Raw genomic sequence first — 16,345 nt, forward strand, 5'->3', positions numbered from 1 at the left:
CCCGCCTGCCCGCGCCCGCCGCCCTGCCGGCGTGGCGGGGCGGGGGGCGGGACGGCCGTCAGAACAAGGCGCTGGCGAGGTCGCGGCGAGCCTTGATGACCCGCTCGTCGGCAGGGTCGAACAGCTCGAACAGGCCGACCAGGTGTTCGCGGACCCGGTTGCGGTCGTCGCCGGAGGTGCGGCGGATCGCCGAGATCAGGCGGGTGAAGCCGCGCTCGACGTCCTGCTGCGCCACCTCGAAGTCGGCGGCGGCGAGCTGGGCGTCCAGGTCGTCGGGGTTCTCGTCGGCCCTGGCAACGGCGGTGGGATCGGTCTCGGCGGCCCTGGCCGCGAACCGCACCTGCGTCAGCGCCGCCTTCGCCTGCTCGTTGCCCGGCTCGGTGTCCAGGATGCGCTGGTAGGCGGCCTCCGCGGCGGCGAAGTCGCCCTGTTCGAGGGCGGTCTCGGCCTCGGTGAACCGCGGGTCCTCGGGCTCCTCGGCCTGCTCCGCACCGCCCTGCTGCTCGGCGGCCCGGATGCCGGGCAGCTTGTCCCGCAGGGCGTCGAGCAGCTGGTTCAGCCACTGCCGGATCTCCGGCTCCGGCAGCGCGCCGGAGAACGCGTCGACGGGCTGCCCGCCCGCGATGGCGACGACCGTGGGAATCGACTGCACGCCGAACAGCTGCGAGATGCGCGGGTTGGCGTCCACGTCGATCTTCGCGAGCACCCACGAGCCGCGACCCTCGGCCGCCAGCCTCTCCAGCACCGGGCTGAGCTGCTTGCACGGCCCGCACCAGTCGGCCCACAGGTCCACCACGACCAGCGTCTGCAGCGAGCGCTCCACGACCTCGGCCTGGAACGTCGCCTCGGTGACATCGATCACCGGTGCGCCCGGGGTGGGCGACGCGCCGCCGCCCGGCTGCCCGCCACCGGGGCTGCTGGTCTGCTGTCGTTCCGCGTCAGCGCGCGCCTTCAGGCCGGACAGGTCGACCGCCCCGGACAGCGCGGCGGACACGGCAGGTGAGTTGGCTGCTGAACCACGTGGCTGTGTCACGGCTCCATCCTGGCACGAACGCGTGGCTACTTCATCGCTGGTTCAGTGCAGGCGGGGGCGTGCCGGGCTCACCCGTCGCGCAGGTGGTCCTCGACGCGCTCGACCTTCGCGTCCAGCTGCCCCTCGAACCCCGGCCGGATGTCGGCCTTGAGCACGAGACCCACCCTCGGCGAGCCCTCGCCCGCCGCCTGGACGGCCCGCTTCACCACGTCCATCACCTCGTCCCACTCGCCCTCGACGTTGGTGAACATGGCGTTGGTCGAGTTCGGCAGGCCGGAGTCCCTGACGACCTTGACCGCGCGGGCCACGGCCTCGCTGACACCACCCTCCGAGTCACCGCCGGACGGGCTCACGCTGAATGCGACGATCATGCTGGTCCTCCTCCTCGGCTGCCGTACCCGCCCCCAGCTTGCCGACTCACGCTGATAACTTCGAGCGCTATGAACCGTCCGTTGCCGTTTGACCCGATCGCGCGCGCGGCGCAGCTCTGGGAGGAGCGCATCGGGCCATCCGGCACGATGGCCGCCGTCACCGGCCTGATGAGGGTGCAGCAGATCGTCCAGTCCGCCGTGGACGGCGCGCTGAAGCCACACGGGCTGACCTTCGCCCGCTACGAGGCTCTGGTGCTGCTGACGTTCGCACGCAGGTCGAGCCTGCCGATGCGGGTGATGGGCGAGCGGCTGCAGCTGCATCCGACGAGCGTCACCAACATCGTGGACCGCCTGGAGAAGGACGGGCTGGTCAAGCGCGTGCCGCATCCCACGGACCGGCGCACGACCCTGGTGGAGATCACCGACGAGGGCCGCTCGCGCAGGGAACAGGCGACCAAGGCGGTCACCACGATCGACTTCGGCCTGACGGGCCTGACGCCGCGGCAGACCGAGCAGCTGACCGAGCTGCTGACGAAGGTGCGCAAGGCCGCGGGCGACTTCGCGGAGTGAGCCGCCCGCGCCGTGCCCTCAGGCGTTGACGGTCTCGCGGCCGACGATCAGGCCGGTGCCGCCGTGCCGGAGGCGCTGCGGGCCGTCGAGCTTGCCCCTGCGCAGCGCCCACGACTCGAACAGCCAGGTGAACAGCGGGGGAACACTGGCGAGCAGTGCGAGCACGAGGGTCTTGCCGGTCCAGCCGAGGGGCTTGAACACGGCCAGCGTCACGGCGAGGTAGAGCACGAACAGGACGCCGTGGACCATGCCGAGGACGGGGACACCGCCCTCACCGAGCTCGACGACGTACTTGAGGAACATACCGACCAGCAGACCGGCCCACGAGAAGGCCTCTGCGACGGCGACCACACGGAACAAGACGGCAGCCTTGCTCGACAAGGATTCCTCCTCGGAGTTCGCAAAACCGCCCACGACAGCGGTTGCGTTGGAACCTGCATTCACGTCAACCACGCTGTCGGACGCGTCGATACCAGTGTGAGGCGTGAGCGTGGTCACCGGAACACCGGGGCCGGTGAGCCTGCTCACCGGCCCCCGGCAGGTCAGTCCTCCCAGCGGAAGATCTTCGCGGCCACCAGTCCGACGACGGCGGTGAATCCGATGAGGACGAGCGCGGGCACGAGCAGCGCTTCGACTCCCTGACCGCGCACCATGACGTCGAGCATGCCCTCGTTGAGGTGCCGCATCGGCAGCACCCACGACACGTCCTGCAGCCAGCCCGGCATGGACTCGGTCGGGAAGAACGCACCGGAGAGGAACGCCATCGGCAGGGTGATCAGGTTCGCCACGCCGCTGGCCGCCTCCTCGGTCTTGCAGAACGCTCCGACGAGCATGCCGATCGAGAAGAACGCCAGCGTGCCGAGCACCAGCAGCGGAATGGCGAGCCACCACTGCCCGGTGAGCTGGAGCCCGAACATCGGCAGCAGCGCGACGCCGAGGAACACGCCGAACTGGAGCACGGCGACGCCGAGCGAGACCACGACGCGGGAGGTGAGCACCGTCACCGGCCGCACGGGGGCCAGCCGCAGCCTGCGCAGCACCTGCTTCTTGCGCCAGTTGACGAAGGTCAGCGCCGCACCGAACACCGCGGCGATCGCCACGGCCCACGACAGGAACCCCGGCGCCATGTACTGGATGGCCTCGAGCGACTCGTCCTCCACCTGCGCCGCGTTCAGCGTGAACGTCGGTGGCTGCCCGGTGGCGGCGACGTTGGCCTGGCTGACGATGCCGTTGACGAGCCCGAGCACCGTGCCGGCCTGGTTCTGGTCGCTGGCCGCATAGCGCAGCGTCACCGTGTCGCCGTTCTGCGTGACGTACGCGGGCAGGTCACCCTCGCGCACCTGCCGTTCGGCCTCGGCGGGCGAGTCGAGGCGCTCCAGCTCCGCCACGCCGGAGCGGTCGAGCGCGGTGATCACCGGGCCTTCGCCGACCACGCCGATCTTCGGTTTCGACTCGCCGGCGTCGGCGAAGATCAGGCCGAAGATCACCAGGAACATGAGCGGGAACAGGAAGGTGAAGAACAGCGTCGCCTTGTCGCGGATGAAGCCCTTGAACATGGCCGTCGACAGCGCCCGGAACGACGCCGACGGCGCGACGGCCGGTGCCGTGCGGTTCTCGGCCGGGCTCTCGGTGACGGTCATGCCCGGTACTCCCGTCCCGTCAGGTCGAGAAAGACGTCCTCGAGGGTGGCCGTGCGCACCTGCAGCCCGCCCAGCGTGCCACGCTCGGCGAGGGCGGAAAGCAGCGGCGCGGCGGTGCGCGTCGAGATGGTCAGCGACTGCTCGTCCTCGGTGACGGAGTCGGCGCCGGGCAGCACGCGCGCCTGCTCGGCGGGCAGCACGCCCCGTTCGAGAATCACCCGGGTCGCCGCGTCGAGGTCGCGCACGAGGCGGGCGGGTGCGTCGAGGGCCAGGATGCGGCCGTGGTCCATGATGGCGACCCGATCGCACAGGACCTCGGCCTCGTCGAGGTAGTGGGTCGTGTAGACGATCGTCTTGCCGCGGGCCTGCACTTCCCGAAGGACGTCCCACAGATTGCGGCGGGCCTGGGGGTCGAGCGCGGCGGTGGGCTCGTCGAGGAACACGACGTCGGGGTCGTGCACGAGCGCGCACGCGATGGACAGCCGCTGCCGCTGGCCTCCGGAGAGCTTGGCCTCCGGGGTGGAGGCCTTGTCGGACAGGCCCACCAGCTCCAGCATCTCGCCGACCCGCGCGGACCCGACGCCGTAGAGGGCGCCGAAGGTCTCCAGCTGCTCCCGCGCGGTGAGCCGTTCGAAGAACGCCGACGCCTGCAGCTGCACGCCGATTCTCGGCAGCAGCGCCAGATTGCGCGGCCAGGGTGCCTCACCCAGCAGCCGGACGCTGCCCGCGTCGGGTTCGCGCAGCCCTTCCGCGATCTCCAGTGTGGTGGTCTTGCCCGCGCCGTTCGGGCCGAGGATGCCGAAGAACTCCCCCTCGGAGACCTCGAACGACACGCCGTCGACGGCCACGAGGTCCCCGTATCTCTTGTACAGCCCGCTCACGGCGAGGGCTGGTCCGATCCCCATGAGGGCAGGCTAGTGACGCCGCCGCGGCCGGTCGGGCCGTTCGATCGGGAAATCCGAACACGATTCGGCCTCGATGGGCTGACAGGTTGACAGCGGGCGGGTGCACCAGGTCCAATCGATTCGCTATGACAACGTTGTCACCCAGCGCCGGCTCCCGACGCGCCACGATGACCGACGTGGCGCGGCTCGCCCGCGTGAGCATCAAGACGGTGTCCCGGGTGGTCAACGGCGAGCCCGGCGTGCACCCGGACACCGCCGCACGCGTACACGAGGCCATCGACCGCCTCGGCTTCCGCAGGCACGCGGGGGCCAGCACGCTGCGGCGCGGCACCGCCACCGGGACTCTCGGGCTGGTCGTCGAGGACGTCGGCAACCCGTTCTACTCCGAGCTCAACCGTGCCGTGGAACGCGTGGCGGCCGCGCACGGCAGCCAGGTGCTCACCGGCTCCTCCGACAGCACGCCCGACCGGGAGCGGGAACTGGCGCTGGAGTTCTGCGCGCGCCGGGTCGACGGCCTGCTGGTGGTGCCCTCGGGTGAGCGGCACTCCTACCTGGCCGCCGAGCAGCGAGCGGGCACGCCGGTGGTGTTCGTCGACCGGCCGGGCGGTGAGCTGGCCGCCGATGCGGTGCTCGTCGACAACGCGGGCGGCACCGCCGAGGCCGTCGCTCATCTCGCGGCGCGCGGGCATCGCCGGATCGCCTTCCTCGGCGACGATGCGGGCCTGTTCACCGCCCGCGAGCGCCTGCGCGGCTTCCGGGAGGGCTGCGCGAAGGCCGGGGTGCCCTACGACGAGCGGCTGGTGCGGCTGCACCGGCCCACCGAGCGCGGGGTCGGCGAGGCGGCACGCGCCGTGCTGGACGGTCCCGGCGCCGCCACGGCCGTCGTCACCGGCAACAACCGTGTCACGGTGCACCTGCTGCGGGCCCTCGCCACCCGGGCGCGCAGGCCCGCGCTGGTCGGCTTCGACGACTTCGAGCTGGCCGACCTGCTCGACCCGCCGGTGTCGGTCATCGCCCACGACGTCGCCGCACTCGGGCGAACGGCGGCCGAGCTGCTGTTCGCCAGGGCACACGGCGACACCTCACCCCCCAGAAAGGTTGTGCTGCCCGTGCGTCTCGTTCCCCGCGGTTCCGGTGAGGTGCCCGCATGACGGCGTTCTCCGGATCAGCCGAATCGTCCGCTCCTGCCGGGCCGGTCCGGCTGCCCGCCAACCAGCCGCGCCAGTTCTACCGGGGTGGCGCGGCCATCGCGGCGCTGCGCGGCCACGGCGCGGCGCGGGAGGACGGCCCCGAGGACTGGGTCGCCTCCACCACCCCGCGCTTCGGCAAGGACACCGACGGGCTGAGCACGCTGCCCGACGGCAGGCTGCTGCGGGACGCGGTGCGTGCCGACCCGCGCGGCTGGCTCGGCGAGGCGCACGTGGCGGCGTTCGGCGACTCGACGGCCCTGCTGGTGAAGCTGCTCGACGCGGGCCAGCGGCTGCCGGTGCATTTCCATCCGGACGACGCGTTCGCGCGGCGGCACTTCGACTCGCACTTCGGCAAGACCGAGGCGTGGATCGTGGTCGGCACCAGCGGCGAGGACCCGACTGTCTACGCCGGGTTCCGGCACACCCAGTCGGAGCGGGTGGTGGCCGACTGGGTGCGCGACCAGGACGCGCCCGCCATGCTCGGCGCGCTCAACAGCATCCGGGTGCGGCCCGGCGACACCGTGCACATTCCCGCCGGGCTGCCACACGCGATCGGCGCCGGGGTGTTCGTGGTGGAGCTGCAGCAGCCGACCGACTTCTCGCTCACCCTGGAGTGGCGGGATTTCCTGGCCGCCCCGGAGAACGGGCACCTCGGCCTCGGCTTCGACACCGCGTTGCGGGCGCTCGACACCACGGGCTGGGACGCCGAGCGGCTCCGCACGATCGTGCGCGACACCGCGGAGGATCGGGCGTCCACAGTGGAGCTGCTGGCGGGCGGCGCGCGCGGCTTCTTCCGCGCCGACCGGCTGGCACCCGGCACCGGGCCCGTGGCGCTGGACCCCTCGTTCGCGGTACTCGTGGTACTCGACGGCGAGGGCACGCTGCGGACCGCCCGCGGCAACCATCCGATCGGCAGGGGCGAGACGCTGGTCGTCCCCCATGCGGCGGGCGAACTGGAACTGTCGGGCACGGTGACCGTGATCCGCTGCCGCCCACCGGCCCCCTGACCACCTCGCCGAATGCGGGAGCAAGGACCTTTACTCCCGCCAAACGAGAGTAAAGGTCCCTTGCTCACCTCTCGGGGGCGTGCATCCGGCGCGGTGGGCTCAGTAGGGCGGGGTGCCGCGGGCCAGCGCGGCGAGGTGCTCCTTCAGCCAGGTGCGGGCGGCCTGCCAGAGCCCTCCGCCCAGCGAGATCCGGGCGACACCCAGTTCGGCGAGCGCGGCGGGGCCGGGCATGCCGGGCAGGTAGGTGACGTTGACGGCGGCCGGGCGCACCGCCTCGGTGAACTCGGCGATCACGGCGGGGTCGGTCAGGTGGATCGGGTACACGCAGTCGGCCCCGGCCTCCAGATAGCGGCGGGCCCGGTCGAGCGCGTCGGCCAGTACCGCGCGGGGATCCTGCGCGGCGAGAAAGACGTCGATGCGCGCGTTGAGCACCAGCGCGCCGCCCGCCGCGGCGCGGACGGCCGCCAGCCGCTCCGCCTGCTCCTCCGCCGGGCGCAGGGTCCCGGTCGCGTGGTCGGTGTCCTCCAGGTTGCAGCCCGCCGCTCCGGCCTCCAGCAGCCGCCCGGCCACCTCGGCCGGCGCCAGCCCGTAGCCGGACTCGGCGTCCACCGTCACCGGCACCGACACCGCCCGCGCGATCCGCGCCGCCGCGGCGAACATCTCCTGCCGCGGCGCCTGCTCCCCGTCGCCGTAGCCGAGCGAGCGGGCGACGGCCACCGAACTCGTCGCCACCGCGCCGAACCCGGCGGCCTCCACCAGTCGCGCCGTGTCGGCGTCCCAGACGTTGGGCAGCACCAGCGGGCGGCCCGGCACGTGCAGGTCCCGCAGCGGCGTCGGCGCCGTCACGCCGGTTCCGTGGGCAGCGGCTTGCGGCTGGTGACGCCCAGCCGGTTCCAGGCGTTGATCGCCGTGGCCGCCCACGCCACCACCGCGTACTGCTCCTGGGTGAACGCCGACGTCGCCTGCTCGTAGACGTCGTCGGGCACGTCCTGGTACTGCGGCAACCGGGTCATCGCGTCGGTCAGCGCCAGCGCGGCCCGCTCCTGCTCGGTGTAGAGGTCGGTCTCGCGCCACGCGCCGAGCAGCACGATGCGGCGCTGCGACTCTCCCAGGTTCCTGGCGTCGCGCGAGTGCTGGTCCAGGCAGAAGGCGCAGCCGTTGAGCTGGGACGCCCTGATCTTGACGAGTTCGATGAGCCGCTGGTCGAGGCCGGCGTCGGCCGCCGCCTTCTCGATGGCCGACTGCAACGTCACCATGGCCCTGCGGGCCTCGGGCAGGGCTGAGCTGAGCTGAATTCGCGTGGTCACGAGCTTCACGCTAGCCAAGACTGGCCCACGAGTATGGTCCAGTGACGTGGCAGGATCGTGGACCAGTGTCGGGCCGGACGTCCACCTCGACTGGGACCCGCGCACCGGGCGGCAGGGCCTCGCCGACGCGCTGCGCGATGCCGTGCGCACGGGACGGCTGGCCCACGGCAGCGTGGTGCCGTCCACCCGTGCCCTCGCCGCCGATCTCGGCATCGCCAGGGGAACCGTCACGCGCGTCTACACCGACCTCGCGGCCGAGGGTTACCTGCGGACCCGCCAGGGCGCGCCCACCACCGTGGCCGCCCACGGCGGTCCTCCGGCGTCGCCGCCGCGCGCCGCCGCGAGCGAGCCCGCCACCCGGTGGAGCCTGCGGCCGGGCAGCCCGGATCTGTCCGCGTTCCCGCGCACTGACTGGCTGGCCGCCACCCGCCGGGTCCTGCATCGCGCGCCCTCCTCGGCGTTCGGCTACACCGAGGAACGGGGCGCGAGGCCGCTGCGTGAAGCGCTCGCCCGCTACCTGGCTCGCAGCCGCGGCGTGCTGGCCGACCCGGAGCGCATCGTCGTCTGCGGGGGCTACTCGCACGCGATGTTCGTGCTCGCCACGGCCCTGCGGGAACGCGGGGAACGCGACCTCGCCTTCGAGAACCCCTCGCTGTGGATACACCGCGACATCGCGGCCGCAGCCGGGCTGACGGTCGTTGCCGTGCCGGTGGACGCCGACGGCATCCGCGTGTCCGAACTGGACACCCCGGCGGTGGTGGTGACGCCCGCGCACCAGTACCCGCTGGGCATGACGCTCGCGCCGGGCAGGCGCAGCGCACTGGCCCGCTGGGCGACGACAACGGGTGGCCTTGTCGTGGAGGACGACTACGACGGCGAGTTCCGGTTCGACCGGGAGCCGGTCGGCGCGCTGCAGGCCCTCGCGCCCGAGCGCATCGCCTACGCGGGCACCGCCAGCAAGACGCTCGCGCCCGGCCTGCGGCTGGGCTGGCTGGTGCTGCCGCGCGCGCTCGTCGACCCTGTCCGCGCCGTGCTGACGGCGCAGGGCTGGCGGGCGCCGGTGATGGAGCAGCTGGTGCTGGCCGAGCTGATCGACTCCGGTGCCTACGACCGGCACGTGCGGCGCCGCCGCACGGCCTACCGGACCCGCCGCGACCGGCTGCTCGCCGCGCTGCCCCGCGCGCTGAGCCCGCAGGGCATCTCGGCCGGGCTGCAGGTGCTGCTCACCCTGCCGGAGGCGGGCCCGGCCGAACGCGACGTGCTCGCCGCGGCGCGCAGGCACTCGCTGACCCTGGAGACGCTCGGCCCGCACTGGCACACGCCGGGGCCGCACCGGCAGGGTCTCGTGCTCGGCTACGCGACCCCGGCGGAGCACGCCTTCTCGGGCGCGGTCGAGGCGCTGAGCCGGACCCTGGCCGACGTGCTCGGCTAGCACCCCGTGGCCGAGCCGAGGGTGCCCTTGGGTACCTGCCGTGTACCCACGGGCACCTTCGGCTCGCCACCGCGCGGGGTCCGAAACAGGCTCGCCTACCGTCCCCCACCGAGCCCAAGGGCACCCCGGGCACCTGCCGTGTACCCACGGGCACCTTCGGCTCGCCACCGCGCGGGGTCCGAAACAGGCTCGCCTACCGTCCCCCACCGAGCCCAAGGGCACCCCGGGCACCTGCCGTGTACCCACGGGCACCTTCGGCTCGCCACCGCGCGGGGTCCGAAGCGGGGCTCGGGTTTGCGTCAGCCGCCGCGCAGATCGGTCACGAGGGCGTCCGCGGCGGCGTAGGGGTCGAGCTCCCTGCCGACGACCCGGCTCGCCAGCTCGACGAGCCGGTCGCCGCCGCGCAGCTCCCCCAGCTCGGCCCGCAGCCGCTGCATCGCGATGGCCTCGATCTCTCCGCTCGCGCGCGCCGTCCGCCTGCGCTGCAGTTCCCCGTGCTCGCGCAGCCAGTTCTCGTGCTCGCCCAGCGCCCGCAGCACGTCGTCGGCGCCCTCGCCCTTGGCGGCGACGGTCGGCACGATCGGCTGCCGCCACCGAGGGCCCGCCAGCTCCCTGCGGCCCATCGAGATCAGCTGCCGCAGCTCCCGGATCGTCACGTCGGCACCGTCCCGGTCGGCCTTGTTGACCACGAACACGTCCGCGATCTCCAGCACCCCGGCCTTGGCCGCCTGGATGCCGTCGCCCATGCCGGGTGCCAGCAGCACCACCGTGGTGTCGGCGAGCCGCACCACGTCCACTTCGGACTGGCCGACTCCGACCGTCTCGACCAGCACGACGTCGCAACCCGCCGCGTCGAGCACGCGCACCGCCTGCGGCGTCGCCCAGGCGAGACCGCCGAGATGGCCGCGGGTGGCCATGGAACGGATGAACACGCCAGGGTCGGTGGCGTGCTCGGTCATCCGGATCCGGTCGCCGAGCAGCGCACCACCGGAGAACGGCGACGAGGGATCGATGGCGAGCACCCCGACCCGCTTGCCCTGCCGCCGCAGCGCCGAGAGCAGCATCGAGGTCGAGGTCGACTTGCCGACACCCGGCGGCCCGGTGAGCCCGACGACGCGCGCGTGCCCGGTGTGGGGCGTCAGCGCGGCGGCGACGTCGCGCAGCCGCGGGTGGGCGTCCTCGACCAGCGAGATCAGCCGGGCGACGGCGCGAGGCTCACCGTCCCGCGCCCGCCCGACGAGGCCGGCGACATCGAGCACGGACCGCTCGTCAGCTCGCGGGCACGGTCAGCAGCAGCGCGTCGCCCTGGCCGCCACCGCCGCACAGGGCCGCCGCGCCGAGCCCGCCGCCACGGCGGCGCAGCTCGTGCACCAGGTGCACCGCCAGCCGGGCGCCGGACGCACCGATCGGGTGACCGAGCGCGATGGCTCCGCCGTTGACGTTGACGATGTCCGGGTCGATCCCCAGCTGCCGGGTCGACACGAGGCCGACGGCGGCGAACGCCTCGTTGATCTCCACCAGGTCCAGCGCACCCGGCTCCAGCTTGGCCTTGGCGAGCGCGGCCTTGACGGCGTTCGCCGGCTGCTCGTGCAGGCTGGCGTCCGGCCCGGCGACCACGCCGTGGGCACCGATCTCGGCCAGCGGCGCGATGCCCAGCTCCTCCGCCTTGGCCCTGCTCGCCACGACCACCGCCGCGGCACCGTCGGAGATCTGCGACGCCGAGCCCGCGGTGATGGTGCCGTCGGCCGCGAAGGCGGGCCGGAGCTTGGCCAGTCCGTCGACGGTGGTGTCGCCGCGCACGCCCTCGTCGGTGGAGAAGACGATCGGGTCCTGCTTGCGCTGCGGGATCTCCACCTCGGCGATCTCGTCGGCGAACGTGCCGTTGGCGATGGCCTTGGCGGCCAGCTGGTGCGAGCGGGCGGCGAAGGCGTCCTGCTCCTCGCGGGTCAGCCCGTAGCGGGAGTTGTACTTCTCGGTGGAGGCGCCCATGGCCACCTGGTCGAACGCGCAGAACAACCCGTCGTGGGCCATGTGGTCGACAAGGGTGGTGTCGCCGTACTTGAAGCCGGACCGCGACTTGGGCAGCAGGTGCGGCGCCTGGGTCATCGACTCCTGACCGCCCGCGACCACGAGGTCGAACTCGCCCGCGCAGATCAGCTGGTCGGCGAGCGCGATGGCGTCGAGACCGGAGAGGCACACCTTGTTGACGGTGAGCGCGGGCACGTCCATCGGGATGCCCGCGGCGACGGCGGCCTGCCTGGCCGGAATCTGGCCTGCGCCCGCCGTGAGCACCTGGCCCATGATCGTGTACTGCACCGCGTCCGGCGACACGCCCGCGCGTTCGAGCGCGGCCTTGATCGCGATGCCCCCGAGCTGGGCCCCGGAGAAGTCCTTCAGCGAGCCGAGCAGCCTGCCGATCGGCGTACGGGCGGCACCCAGGATCACGGAACCGGTCACAACAGCCTCCAAGCCTCGTTGCGCGAGCGACCATTCGACGATACCGGCCGGGTGGCGCTCTGAATCGAATGCGGCGAAACGAACGCAGCGCGGATCACACTCGGCGCCCGCACTGGCGGCCTATCCTCGCTGCATGCAGGAGGCACTCAAGCCGTTCATCACGACGATCGACCACGTCGGGGTCGCCGTCGCTGATCTCGATGCCGCCATCGCGTTCTACGCGGACAACTTCGGGCTGGTCGCCACCCACACCGAGGTCAACGAGGAGCAGGGTGTGCGGGAGGCCATGCTGCACGCGCCCGGCGACGAGCGCGGCCCCGCGGTGCAGCTGCTCGCGCCCTTGCGGCCCGACTCGACCATCGGGAAGTTCCTCGACGCCAAGGGTCCGGGTCTGCAGCAGCTGGCCTACCGGGTGACCGACGTCGACGCCGCCGCCGAGGCGCTGCGCGGCAAGGGGCTGCGCCTGCTCTACCCGGAGGCCCGGCGCGGTACGGCGGGCAGCAGGGTCAACTTCGTGCACCCGAAGGACGCGGGCGGCGTGCTCGTGGAGCTCGTCGAGCCCGCGGGCGAGCACTGAGCTGGTCCAGCCGTTCTACGAGGTCCGGGCGGCCTGCGCGCGCAACGCCAGCGAGCCGGCGATGAAGTCCAGCTCGCGCTGCATCTCCTCCGGGGAGGAATCCTCGGCATGCCGGGCGACCGAGTGCCGGTAGCTCACGGCGAGGGCGAGCAGCGCGGCCGCGCTGTCCACGTCGGCGAGCGCGAGCGTGCCCGCGCCCGCCGCCGCGAGGATCACCGCGCGCACCTGCTGCACGAGCACCTCGTAGCGGCTCTGCAGGGCGTCGCGCACGGCCCGGTGCGTATCGGCCTCGCGCCAGAGCAGGTGGGACAGCACCTGCGAGGCCTCCAGCCGCCGGTCGAGTTCGGCGACGAGCCTGCGCAGGCTTTCGGCGACGTCGCCGGGCACGACCACCCTCGACGGCTCGACGTGCTCGTCGGGCAGCCGCTCGACCAGCGCGCTGAGCAGGTCGCGCTTGCGGCGGAAGTAGTAGTGCACGAGGCCCTTGGGCACGCAGGCGACCTCCGCGATCCGGGAGGTCGGCGTGGCGTCGAAGCCGAGTTCGGCGAACAGCCGCTCGGCGGCGAGGAGGATGCGCTCCCTGGCCGAGGGGTCGTCGGCCTTCTTCGCGGCCATCGCTGCCCCTTTCGGCATGTGTTCCTGGCGATGCGCGGTATCTCACCTTAACGCCCGCAGGGCTCACGACGTCGCCCTCGCGGGCGGCGGCGTGAGCCCTGGGATGGGGTGGTCAGTGCTGACCGGCGGTGCGGTGGGCGGCGTTGGCCAGCGGCAGTGCCGCCGCGCCGACGAGAACCGTGAGGCCGCCGACGATCCACGAGGTCCAGGCGGCGCCGCCGAAGTCGGTGTAGCTCATCACCCACGGCGACACGAACGCCAGTGCTCCGAGGACGATCTGGATGCCCTCGCCGTAGACCATGCCCGGCATCGCCAGTGAGGCGAGGCCGTCGATGGCGATGAGCGCGCCGAGCACGATCATCGTCCACAGGGCGGCGTTGTTGGTGTCCATCCAGATCGGCGACAGAACCAGCACCACACCCAGTACCACTTCTGCCCAGTCATGCGGACGCGTCCAGGGACGTGCCGAGGTCTCAGCCATGGTGATCACCTCCGTTGACCCAGCTGACGCGGGCGGGCCGGAAGGCCCGTTCGCGGGAGGCCGCGGAACTCGCGGTCCCACGTCGATGATGCACCTTGATTGGCCGGCCGGTCAAACCCTCGCGACATGCCCGACCGGGGGAACTCGCAGTGCTGTGCGCCGACCTCTGCGGTCGTACAGTTGTGCAACGGGTTACTGGCCAGTAATTTGTGTCGGCGAGCCCTGCACCGACCTCACGGAGGCCCCCATGGCGAACGCCCTGAGCGACATCCAGCAGGCCATCATGGCCGGCGAGACCGAGGCCGTCGGCACGCTGCCGGTGCCGGAGTCCTACCGGGGTGTCACCGTGCACGCCGAGGACGTCGAGATGTTCGACGGCATGCCGAGCAGGGACAAGGACCCGCGCAAGGCGCTGCACCTCGACGACGTCCCCGTGCCCGAGCTGGGCCCCGGCGAGGCACTCGTGGCCGTGATGGCCAGCGCGATCAACTACAACACGGTGTGGACCTCGATCTTCGAGCCGCTGCCCACGTTCAAGTTCCTCCAGCGCTACGGCAGGCTGTCCCCGCTGGCCAAGCGGCACGACCTGCCCTACCACGTCGTCGGCTCCGACCTGTCCGGCGTCGTGCTGCGCACCGGGCCGGGCGTGCACTCCTGGAAGCCGGGCCAGGAGGTGGTCGCCCACTGCCTCAACGTCGAGTTGGAGGGCCCCGACGGGCACAACGACACCATGCTCGACTCCGAGCAGCGCATCTGGGGCTTCGAGACCAACTTCGGCGGGCTCGCCGAGGTGGCGCTGGTCAAGGCCAACCAGCTGATGCCCAAGCCCGCGCACCTGACGTGGGAGGAGGCCGCCTGCCCCGGCCTGGTCAACTCCACCGCCTACCGCCAGCTCGTCTCCCGCAACGGCGCCGACATGAAGCAGGGCGACGTCGTGCTGATCTGGGGTGCCTCGGGCGGGCTCGGCTCCTATGCCACCCAGTACGCACTCAACGGCGGCGCCATCCCGGTGTGCGTGGTGTCCAGTCCGGAGAAGGCCGAGCTGTGTCGCCGGATGGGCGCCGAGCTGGTCATCGACCGCGTCGCCGAGGGCTACCGGTTCTGGAAGGACGAGCAGACCCAGGACCCGAAGGAATGGCAGCGTTTCGGCACCCGGATCCGCGAGCTCACCGGCGGCGACGACCCGGACATCGTGTTCGAGCACCCCGGCAGGGAGACCTTCGGCGCCTCCGTCTACGCCGCGCGCAAGGGCGGCACGATCGTCACGTGCGCCTCGACGTCGGGCTACCTGCACACCTACGACAACCGGTATCTCTGGATGAACCTCAAGCGGATCATCGGGTCGCATTTCGCGAACTACCGCGAATCGTGGGAGGCCAACCGGTTGATCGCCAAGGGCCACATCCACCCCACGCTGTCGAAGACGTACTCGCTCGCCGACACCGGCCAGGCCGCCTTCGACGTGCACCGGAACCTGCATCAGGGCAAGGTCGGAGTGCTGTGTCTCGCCCCGCAGGAAGGGCTCGGCGTGCGCGACGAGGAAATGCGCGCGAAACACCTTTCCGCGATACAGGCCTTCCGCGGCGTGTAGTCACGGCCGCCCGTTAGGGTGGGGCCATGAGCCTTGGCGAAGAACGAGAGCTTGTGCCGCTGGGCGCCGGCTTCGACTTCGAGAAGCGCGGTTACAGCCGGGCGCAGGTCGACGAGCATCTGGAACGGCTGGACGCCGATCTCAAGATGCTCACGTCCGACCGCGACGCCGCCATCTCGCAGGCCGGTGACCTGGCGAGGCAACTCGAGGCGGCGCGGATCGAGATCGACGACCTGCGCGCGCAGGTCGACCGGCTGGGCCAGCCGCCGACCACCATCGAGGGCCTTTCCGAGCGGCTGCAACGGATGCTGCGGCTCGCACAGGAGGAGGCCAGCGACACCAAGGCGCGGGCCGAGGCCGAGGCCGGGCACATCCGGGCGAAGGCGGAGTCCGACGCGAGCGCGATGCGCGCACGCTACGAACAGCTGCTGACGGAGCTGGCCGAGCGGCGCAGGGAGATGGAGGCCGAGCACCGCAAGGTCCTCGAGGACGCGCGGGCCGAGGCGGAGTCCATCACCACCAAGGCCAAGGAGGAGCGCGACCGGCTCGACAGGGAGTCCGAGCAGCGCCGGACCCAGGTCGAGGAGGACTTCGAGATCGCCATGGCCACGCGGCGCACCGAGTCGATGCGCGCGCTGGCCGAGCAGGAGGCGGCGAGCAAGGCCGAGGCGGAGCGCCGCGTGCGCGAGGCCACCGAGGAGGCCGAGGCCATCCGCAAGGAGGTCGCCGACGAGCAGGCCAAGGCCAAGGCGGAGATCGAGCGGCGGCACCGCGAGTCGGTGGAGGACGCCAACCGGCGCAAGCAGAACTCGATCAGCGAGGCCAACGCGCGCGTCGCCGAGGCGTCCGACGAGGCGAACCGGCGTGTGCGCGAGGCCACCGACAAGGCCAACCGGATCATGGCCGAGGCCACGGCCAAGGTGGAGTCGCTGCGCGCGCTGCGCGGCAAGATCGCCGAGCAGGTGAACGCGGCGAGGGCCATGCTGGCGCAGGCCGACGCCGCGCTGGAGGGCGCCGAGCCCGCGGCCACTCCCGGGCGGCAGGCCGAACGAGGGCGCGCGGAGCACAACGGCGGACTCGCCGATCAGAAGACGATCCCCGCCACGGTGTCCGTCGGGCCGAAACCGACTCGCGAGTAGCTAACTGGCGCCGGGGGCGCTACTGTCTGC

Annotated in this window: 18 protein-coding genes; 7 read left to right on the plus strand and 11 right to left on the minus strand. The window is 72.3% G+C overall.

Translation table 11 applies throughout. From position 1 onward, the window contains the following. Window positions 1-58 precede the first annotated feature (58 nt). Entirely contained in the window at window positions 59-1,033 is a 975-nt protein-coding gene (locus tag BAY60_RS25735; RefSeq protein ID WP_112283743.1) for a tetratricopeptide repeat protein, read from the minus strand. Between the two features lie 68 nt (window positions 1,034-1,101). After that, window positions 1,102-1,404 (minus strand): thiamine-binding protein, encoded by a 303-nt coding sequence (locus BAY60_RS25740; RefSeq protein ID WP_112283745.1) that lies wholly within the window; start codon window positions 1,402-1,404, stop codon window positions 1,102-1,104. Between the two features lie 69 nt (window positions 1,405-1,473). Here BAY60_RS25740 and BAY60_RS25745 point away from each other — a divergent pair, with 69 nt between their 5' ends. Next, complete coding sequence (locus BAY60_RS25745) at window positions 1,474-1,974, plus strand: MarR family winged helix-turn-helix transcriptional regulator (RefSeq protein WP_112283747.1); 501 nt, start codon at window positions 1,474-1,476, stop codon at window positions 1,972-1,974. Between the two features lie 18 nt (window positions 1,975-1,992). Here the strand turns inward: BAY60_RS25745 and BAY60_RS25750 are convergent, their stop codons facing one another. The 3 genes from BAY60_RS25750 to BAY60_RS25760 all read right to left on the minus strand — a co-directional run bounded on the left by BAY60_RS25750 (window position 1,993) and on the right by BAY60_RS25760 (window position 4,519). After that, the gene (locus BAY60_RS25750; protein ID WP_112283749.1) at window positions 1,993-2,355 is read right to left on the minus strand and encodes a DUF3817 domain-containing protein; all 363 of its coding nucleotides are present in this window, start codon (window positions 2,353-2,355) and stop codon (window positions 1,993-1,995) included. A gap of 161 nt (window positions 2,356-2,516) precedes the next feature. After that, window positions 2,517-3,614 carry an ABC transporter permease gene (locus BAY60_RS25755; protein WP_112283750.1) on the minus strand — a complete coding sequence of 366 codons (1,098 nt, stop codon included), beginning with the start codon at window positions 3,612-3,614 and terminating at the stop codon, window positions 2,517-2,519. After that, window positions 3,611-4,519 (minus strand): ABC transporter ATP-binding protein, encoded by a 909-nt coding sequence (locus tag BAY60_RS25760; RefSeq protein ID WP_112283752.1) that lies wholly within the window; start codon window positions 4,517-4,519, stop codon window positions 3,611-3,613. Before BAY60_RS25760 ends, BAY60_RS25755 begins: the two co-directional genes overlap by 4 nt. Before the next feature lie 167 nt (window positions 4,520-4,686). On the opposite strand from BAY60_RS25760, the gene BAY60_RS25765 reads away from it, so the two are divergent. Together BAY60_RS25765 and BAY60_RS25770 are read left to right on the plus strand one after the other, a co-directional pair. Continuing rightward, window positions 4,687-5,670, plus strand: coding sequence for a LacI family DNA-binding transcriptional regulator (locus tag BAY60_RS25765; RefSeq protein WP_112283754.1), 984 nt, complete (start codon window positions 4,687-4,689; stop codon window positions 5,668-5,670). Continuing rightward, window positions 5,667-6,716: a class I mannose-6-phosphate isomerase gene (locus BAY60_RS25770; protein WP_112283755.1), complete on the plus strand. Its 1,050-nt coding sequence runs from the start codon at window positions 5,667-5,669 to the stop codon at window positions 6,714-6,716. The genes BAY60_RS25765 and BAY60_RS25770 overlap by 4 nt, the downstream gene beginning before the upstream one ends. A gap of 99 nt (window positions 6,717-6,815) precedes the next feature. On the opposite strand, the gene BAY60_RS25775 is transcribed toward BAY60_RS25770, so the two are convergent. Both BAY60_RS25775 and BAY60_RS25780 read right to left on the minus strand, forming a co-directional pair. After that, window positions 6,816-7,562 (minus strand): isocitrate lyase/PEP mutase family protein, encoded by a 747-nt coding sequence (locus BAY60_RS25775; protein ID WP_112283757.1) that lies wholly within the window; start codon window positions 7,560-7,562, stop codon window positions 6,816-6,818. Further along, a complete protein-coding gene (locus BAY60_RS25780) occupies window positions 7,559-8,023 on the minus strand; it encodes a carboxymuconolactone decarboxylase family protein (protein WP_425466485.1) in 465 nt (154 codons plus the stop codon). The genes BAY60_RS25775 and BAY60_RS25780 overlap by 4 nt, the downstream gene beginning before the upstream one ends. A gap of 46 nt (window positions 8,024-8,069) precedes the next feature. Here BAY60_RS25780 and pdxR point away from each other — a divergent pair, with 46 nt between their 5' ends. After that, window positions 8,070-9,455 (plus strand): MocR-like pyridoxine biosynthesis transcription factor PdxR, encoded by a 1,386-nt coding sequence (gene pdxR / locus BAY60_RS25785; protein WP_112283759.1) that lies wholly within the window; start codon window positions 8,070-8,072, stop codon window positions 9,453-9,455. A 299-nt stretch (window positions 9,456-9,754) separates the two neighbouring features. On the opposite strand, the gene meaB is transcribed toward pdxR, so the two are convergent. Continuing rightward, on the minus strand, window positions 9,755-10,714 hold the full coding sequence (gene meaB, locus BAY60_RS25790; RefSeq protein WP_112283761.1) for a methylmalonyl Co-A mutase-associated GTPase MeaB: 960 nt from the start codon (window positions 10,712-10,714) through the stop codon (window positions 9,755-9,757). Between the two features lie 10 nt (window positions 10,715-10,724). Further along, on the minus strand, window positions 10,725-11,912 hold the full coding sequence (locus BAY60_RS25795) for an acetyl-CoA C-acetyltransferase (RefSeq protein WP_112283763.1): 1,188 nt from the start codon (window positions 11,910-11,912) through the stop codon (window positions 10,725-10,727). A 133-nt stretch (window positions 11,913-12,045) separates the two neighbouring features. On the opposite strand from BAY60_RS25795, the gene mce reads away from it, so the two are divergent. Next, the gene (mce, locus tag BAY60_RS25800) at window positions 12,046-12,489 is read left to right on the plus strand and encodes a methylmalonyl-CoA epimerase (protein WP_112283765.1); all 444 of its coding nucleotides are present in this window, start codon (window positions 12,046-12,048) and stop codon (window positions 12,487-12,489) included. A gap of 15 nt (window positions 12,490-12,504) precedes the next feature. On the opposite strand, the gene BAY60_RS25805 is transcribed toward mce, so the two are convergent. Both BAY60_RS25805 and BAY60_RS25810 read right to left on the minus strand, forming a co-directional pair. Next, window positions 12,505-13,104 carry a TetR/AcrR family transcriptional regulator gene (locus tag BAY60_RS25805; protein ID WP_112283766.1) on the minus strand — a complete coding sequence of 200 codons (600 nt, stop codon included), beginning with the start codon at window positions 13,102-13,104 and terminating at the stop codon, window positions 12,505-12,507. A gap of 112 nt (window positions 13,105-13,216) precedes the next feature. Beyond that, on the minus strand, window positions 13,217-13,585 hold the full coding sequence (locus BAY60_RS25810; protein WP_112284612.1) for an SPW repeat protein: 369 nt from the start codon (window positions 13,583-13,585) through the stop codon (window positions 13,217-13,219). A gap of 247 nt (window positions 13,586-13,832) precedes the next feature. Between BAY60_RS25810 and ccrA the strand changes: the two genes are divergently transcribed. Both ccrA and BAY60_RS25820 read left to right on the plus strand, forming a co-directional pair. Then, complete coding sequence (gene ccrA / locus BAY60_RS25815) at window positions 13,833-15,176, plus strand: crotonyl-CoA carboxylase/reductase (RefSeq protein WP_112283768.1); 1,344 nt, start codon at window positions 13,833-13,835, stop codon at window positions 15,174-15,176. A gap of 26 nt (window positions 15,177-15,202) precedes the next feature. Continuing rightward, window positions 15,203-16,315, plus strand: a complete 1,113-nt coding sequence (locus BAY60_RS25820) for a coiled-coil domain-containing protein (RefSeq protein ID WP_245992812.1) — start codon at window positions 15,203-15,205, stop codon at window positions 16,313-16,315. Window positions 16,316-16,345: the final 30 nt, after the last annotated feature.

It is taken from the genome of Prauserella muralis, assembly GCF_003202285.1.
Lineage (GTDB): Bacteria > Actinomycetota > Actinomycetes > Mycobacteriales > Pseudonocardiaceae > Prauserella_B > Prauserella_B muralis.

What these genes read in the sequence shown, in the direction of transcription:
- BAY60_RS25740 (WP_112283745.1), bottom strand. Translation starts at nt 1,404, where the DNA reads ATGATCGTCGCATTCAGCGTGAGCCCGTCCGGCGGTGACTCGGAGGGT.
- BAY60_RS25745 (WP_112283747.1), top strand. Translation starts at nt 1,474, where the DNA reads ATGAACCGTCCGTTGCCGTTTGACCCGATCGCGCGCGCGGCGCAGCTC.
- BAY60_RS25755 (WP_112283750.1), bottom strand. Translation starts at nt 3,614, where the DNA reads ATGACCGTCACCGAGAGCCCGGCCGAGAACCGCACGGCACCGGCCGTC.
- BAY60_RS25760 (WP_112283752.1), bottom strand. Translation starts at nt 4,519, where the DNA reads ATGGGGATCGGACCAGCCCTCGCCGTGAGCGGGCTGTACAAGAGATAC.
- BAY60_RS25765 (WP_112283754.1), top strand. Translation starts at nt 4,687, where the DNA reads ATGACCGACGTGGCGCGGCTCGCCCGCGTGAGCATCAAGACGGTGTCC.
- BAY60_RS25770 (WP_112283755.1), top strand. Translation starts at nt 5,667, where the DNA reads ATGACGGCGTTCTCCGGATCAGCCGAATCGTCCGCTCCTGCCGGGCCG.
- mce (WP_112283765.1), top strand. Translation starts at nt 12,046, where the DNA reads ATGCAGGAGGCACTCAAGCCGTTCATCACGACGATCGACCACGTCGGG.
- BAY60_RS25805 (WP_112283766.1), bottom strand. Translation starts at nt 13,104, where the DNA reads ATGGCCGCGAAGAAGGCCGACGACCCCTCGGCCAGGGAGCGCATCCTC.
- BAY60_RS25810 (WP_112284612.1), bottom strand. Translation starts at nt 13,585, where the DNA reads ATGGCTGAGACCTCGGCACGTCCCTGGACGCGTCCGCATGACTGGGCA.
- ccrA (WP_112283768.1), top strand. Translation starts at nt 13,833, where the DNA reads ATGGCGAACGCCCTGAGCGACATCCAGCAGGCCATCATGGCCGGCGAG.
- BAY60_RS25820 (WP_245992812.1), top strand. Translation starts at nt 15,203, where the DNA reads ATGAGCCTTGGCGAAGAACGAGAGCTTGTGCCGCTGGGCGCCGGCTTC.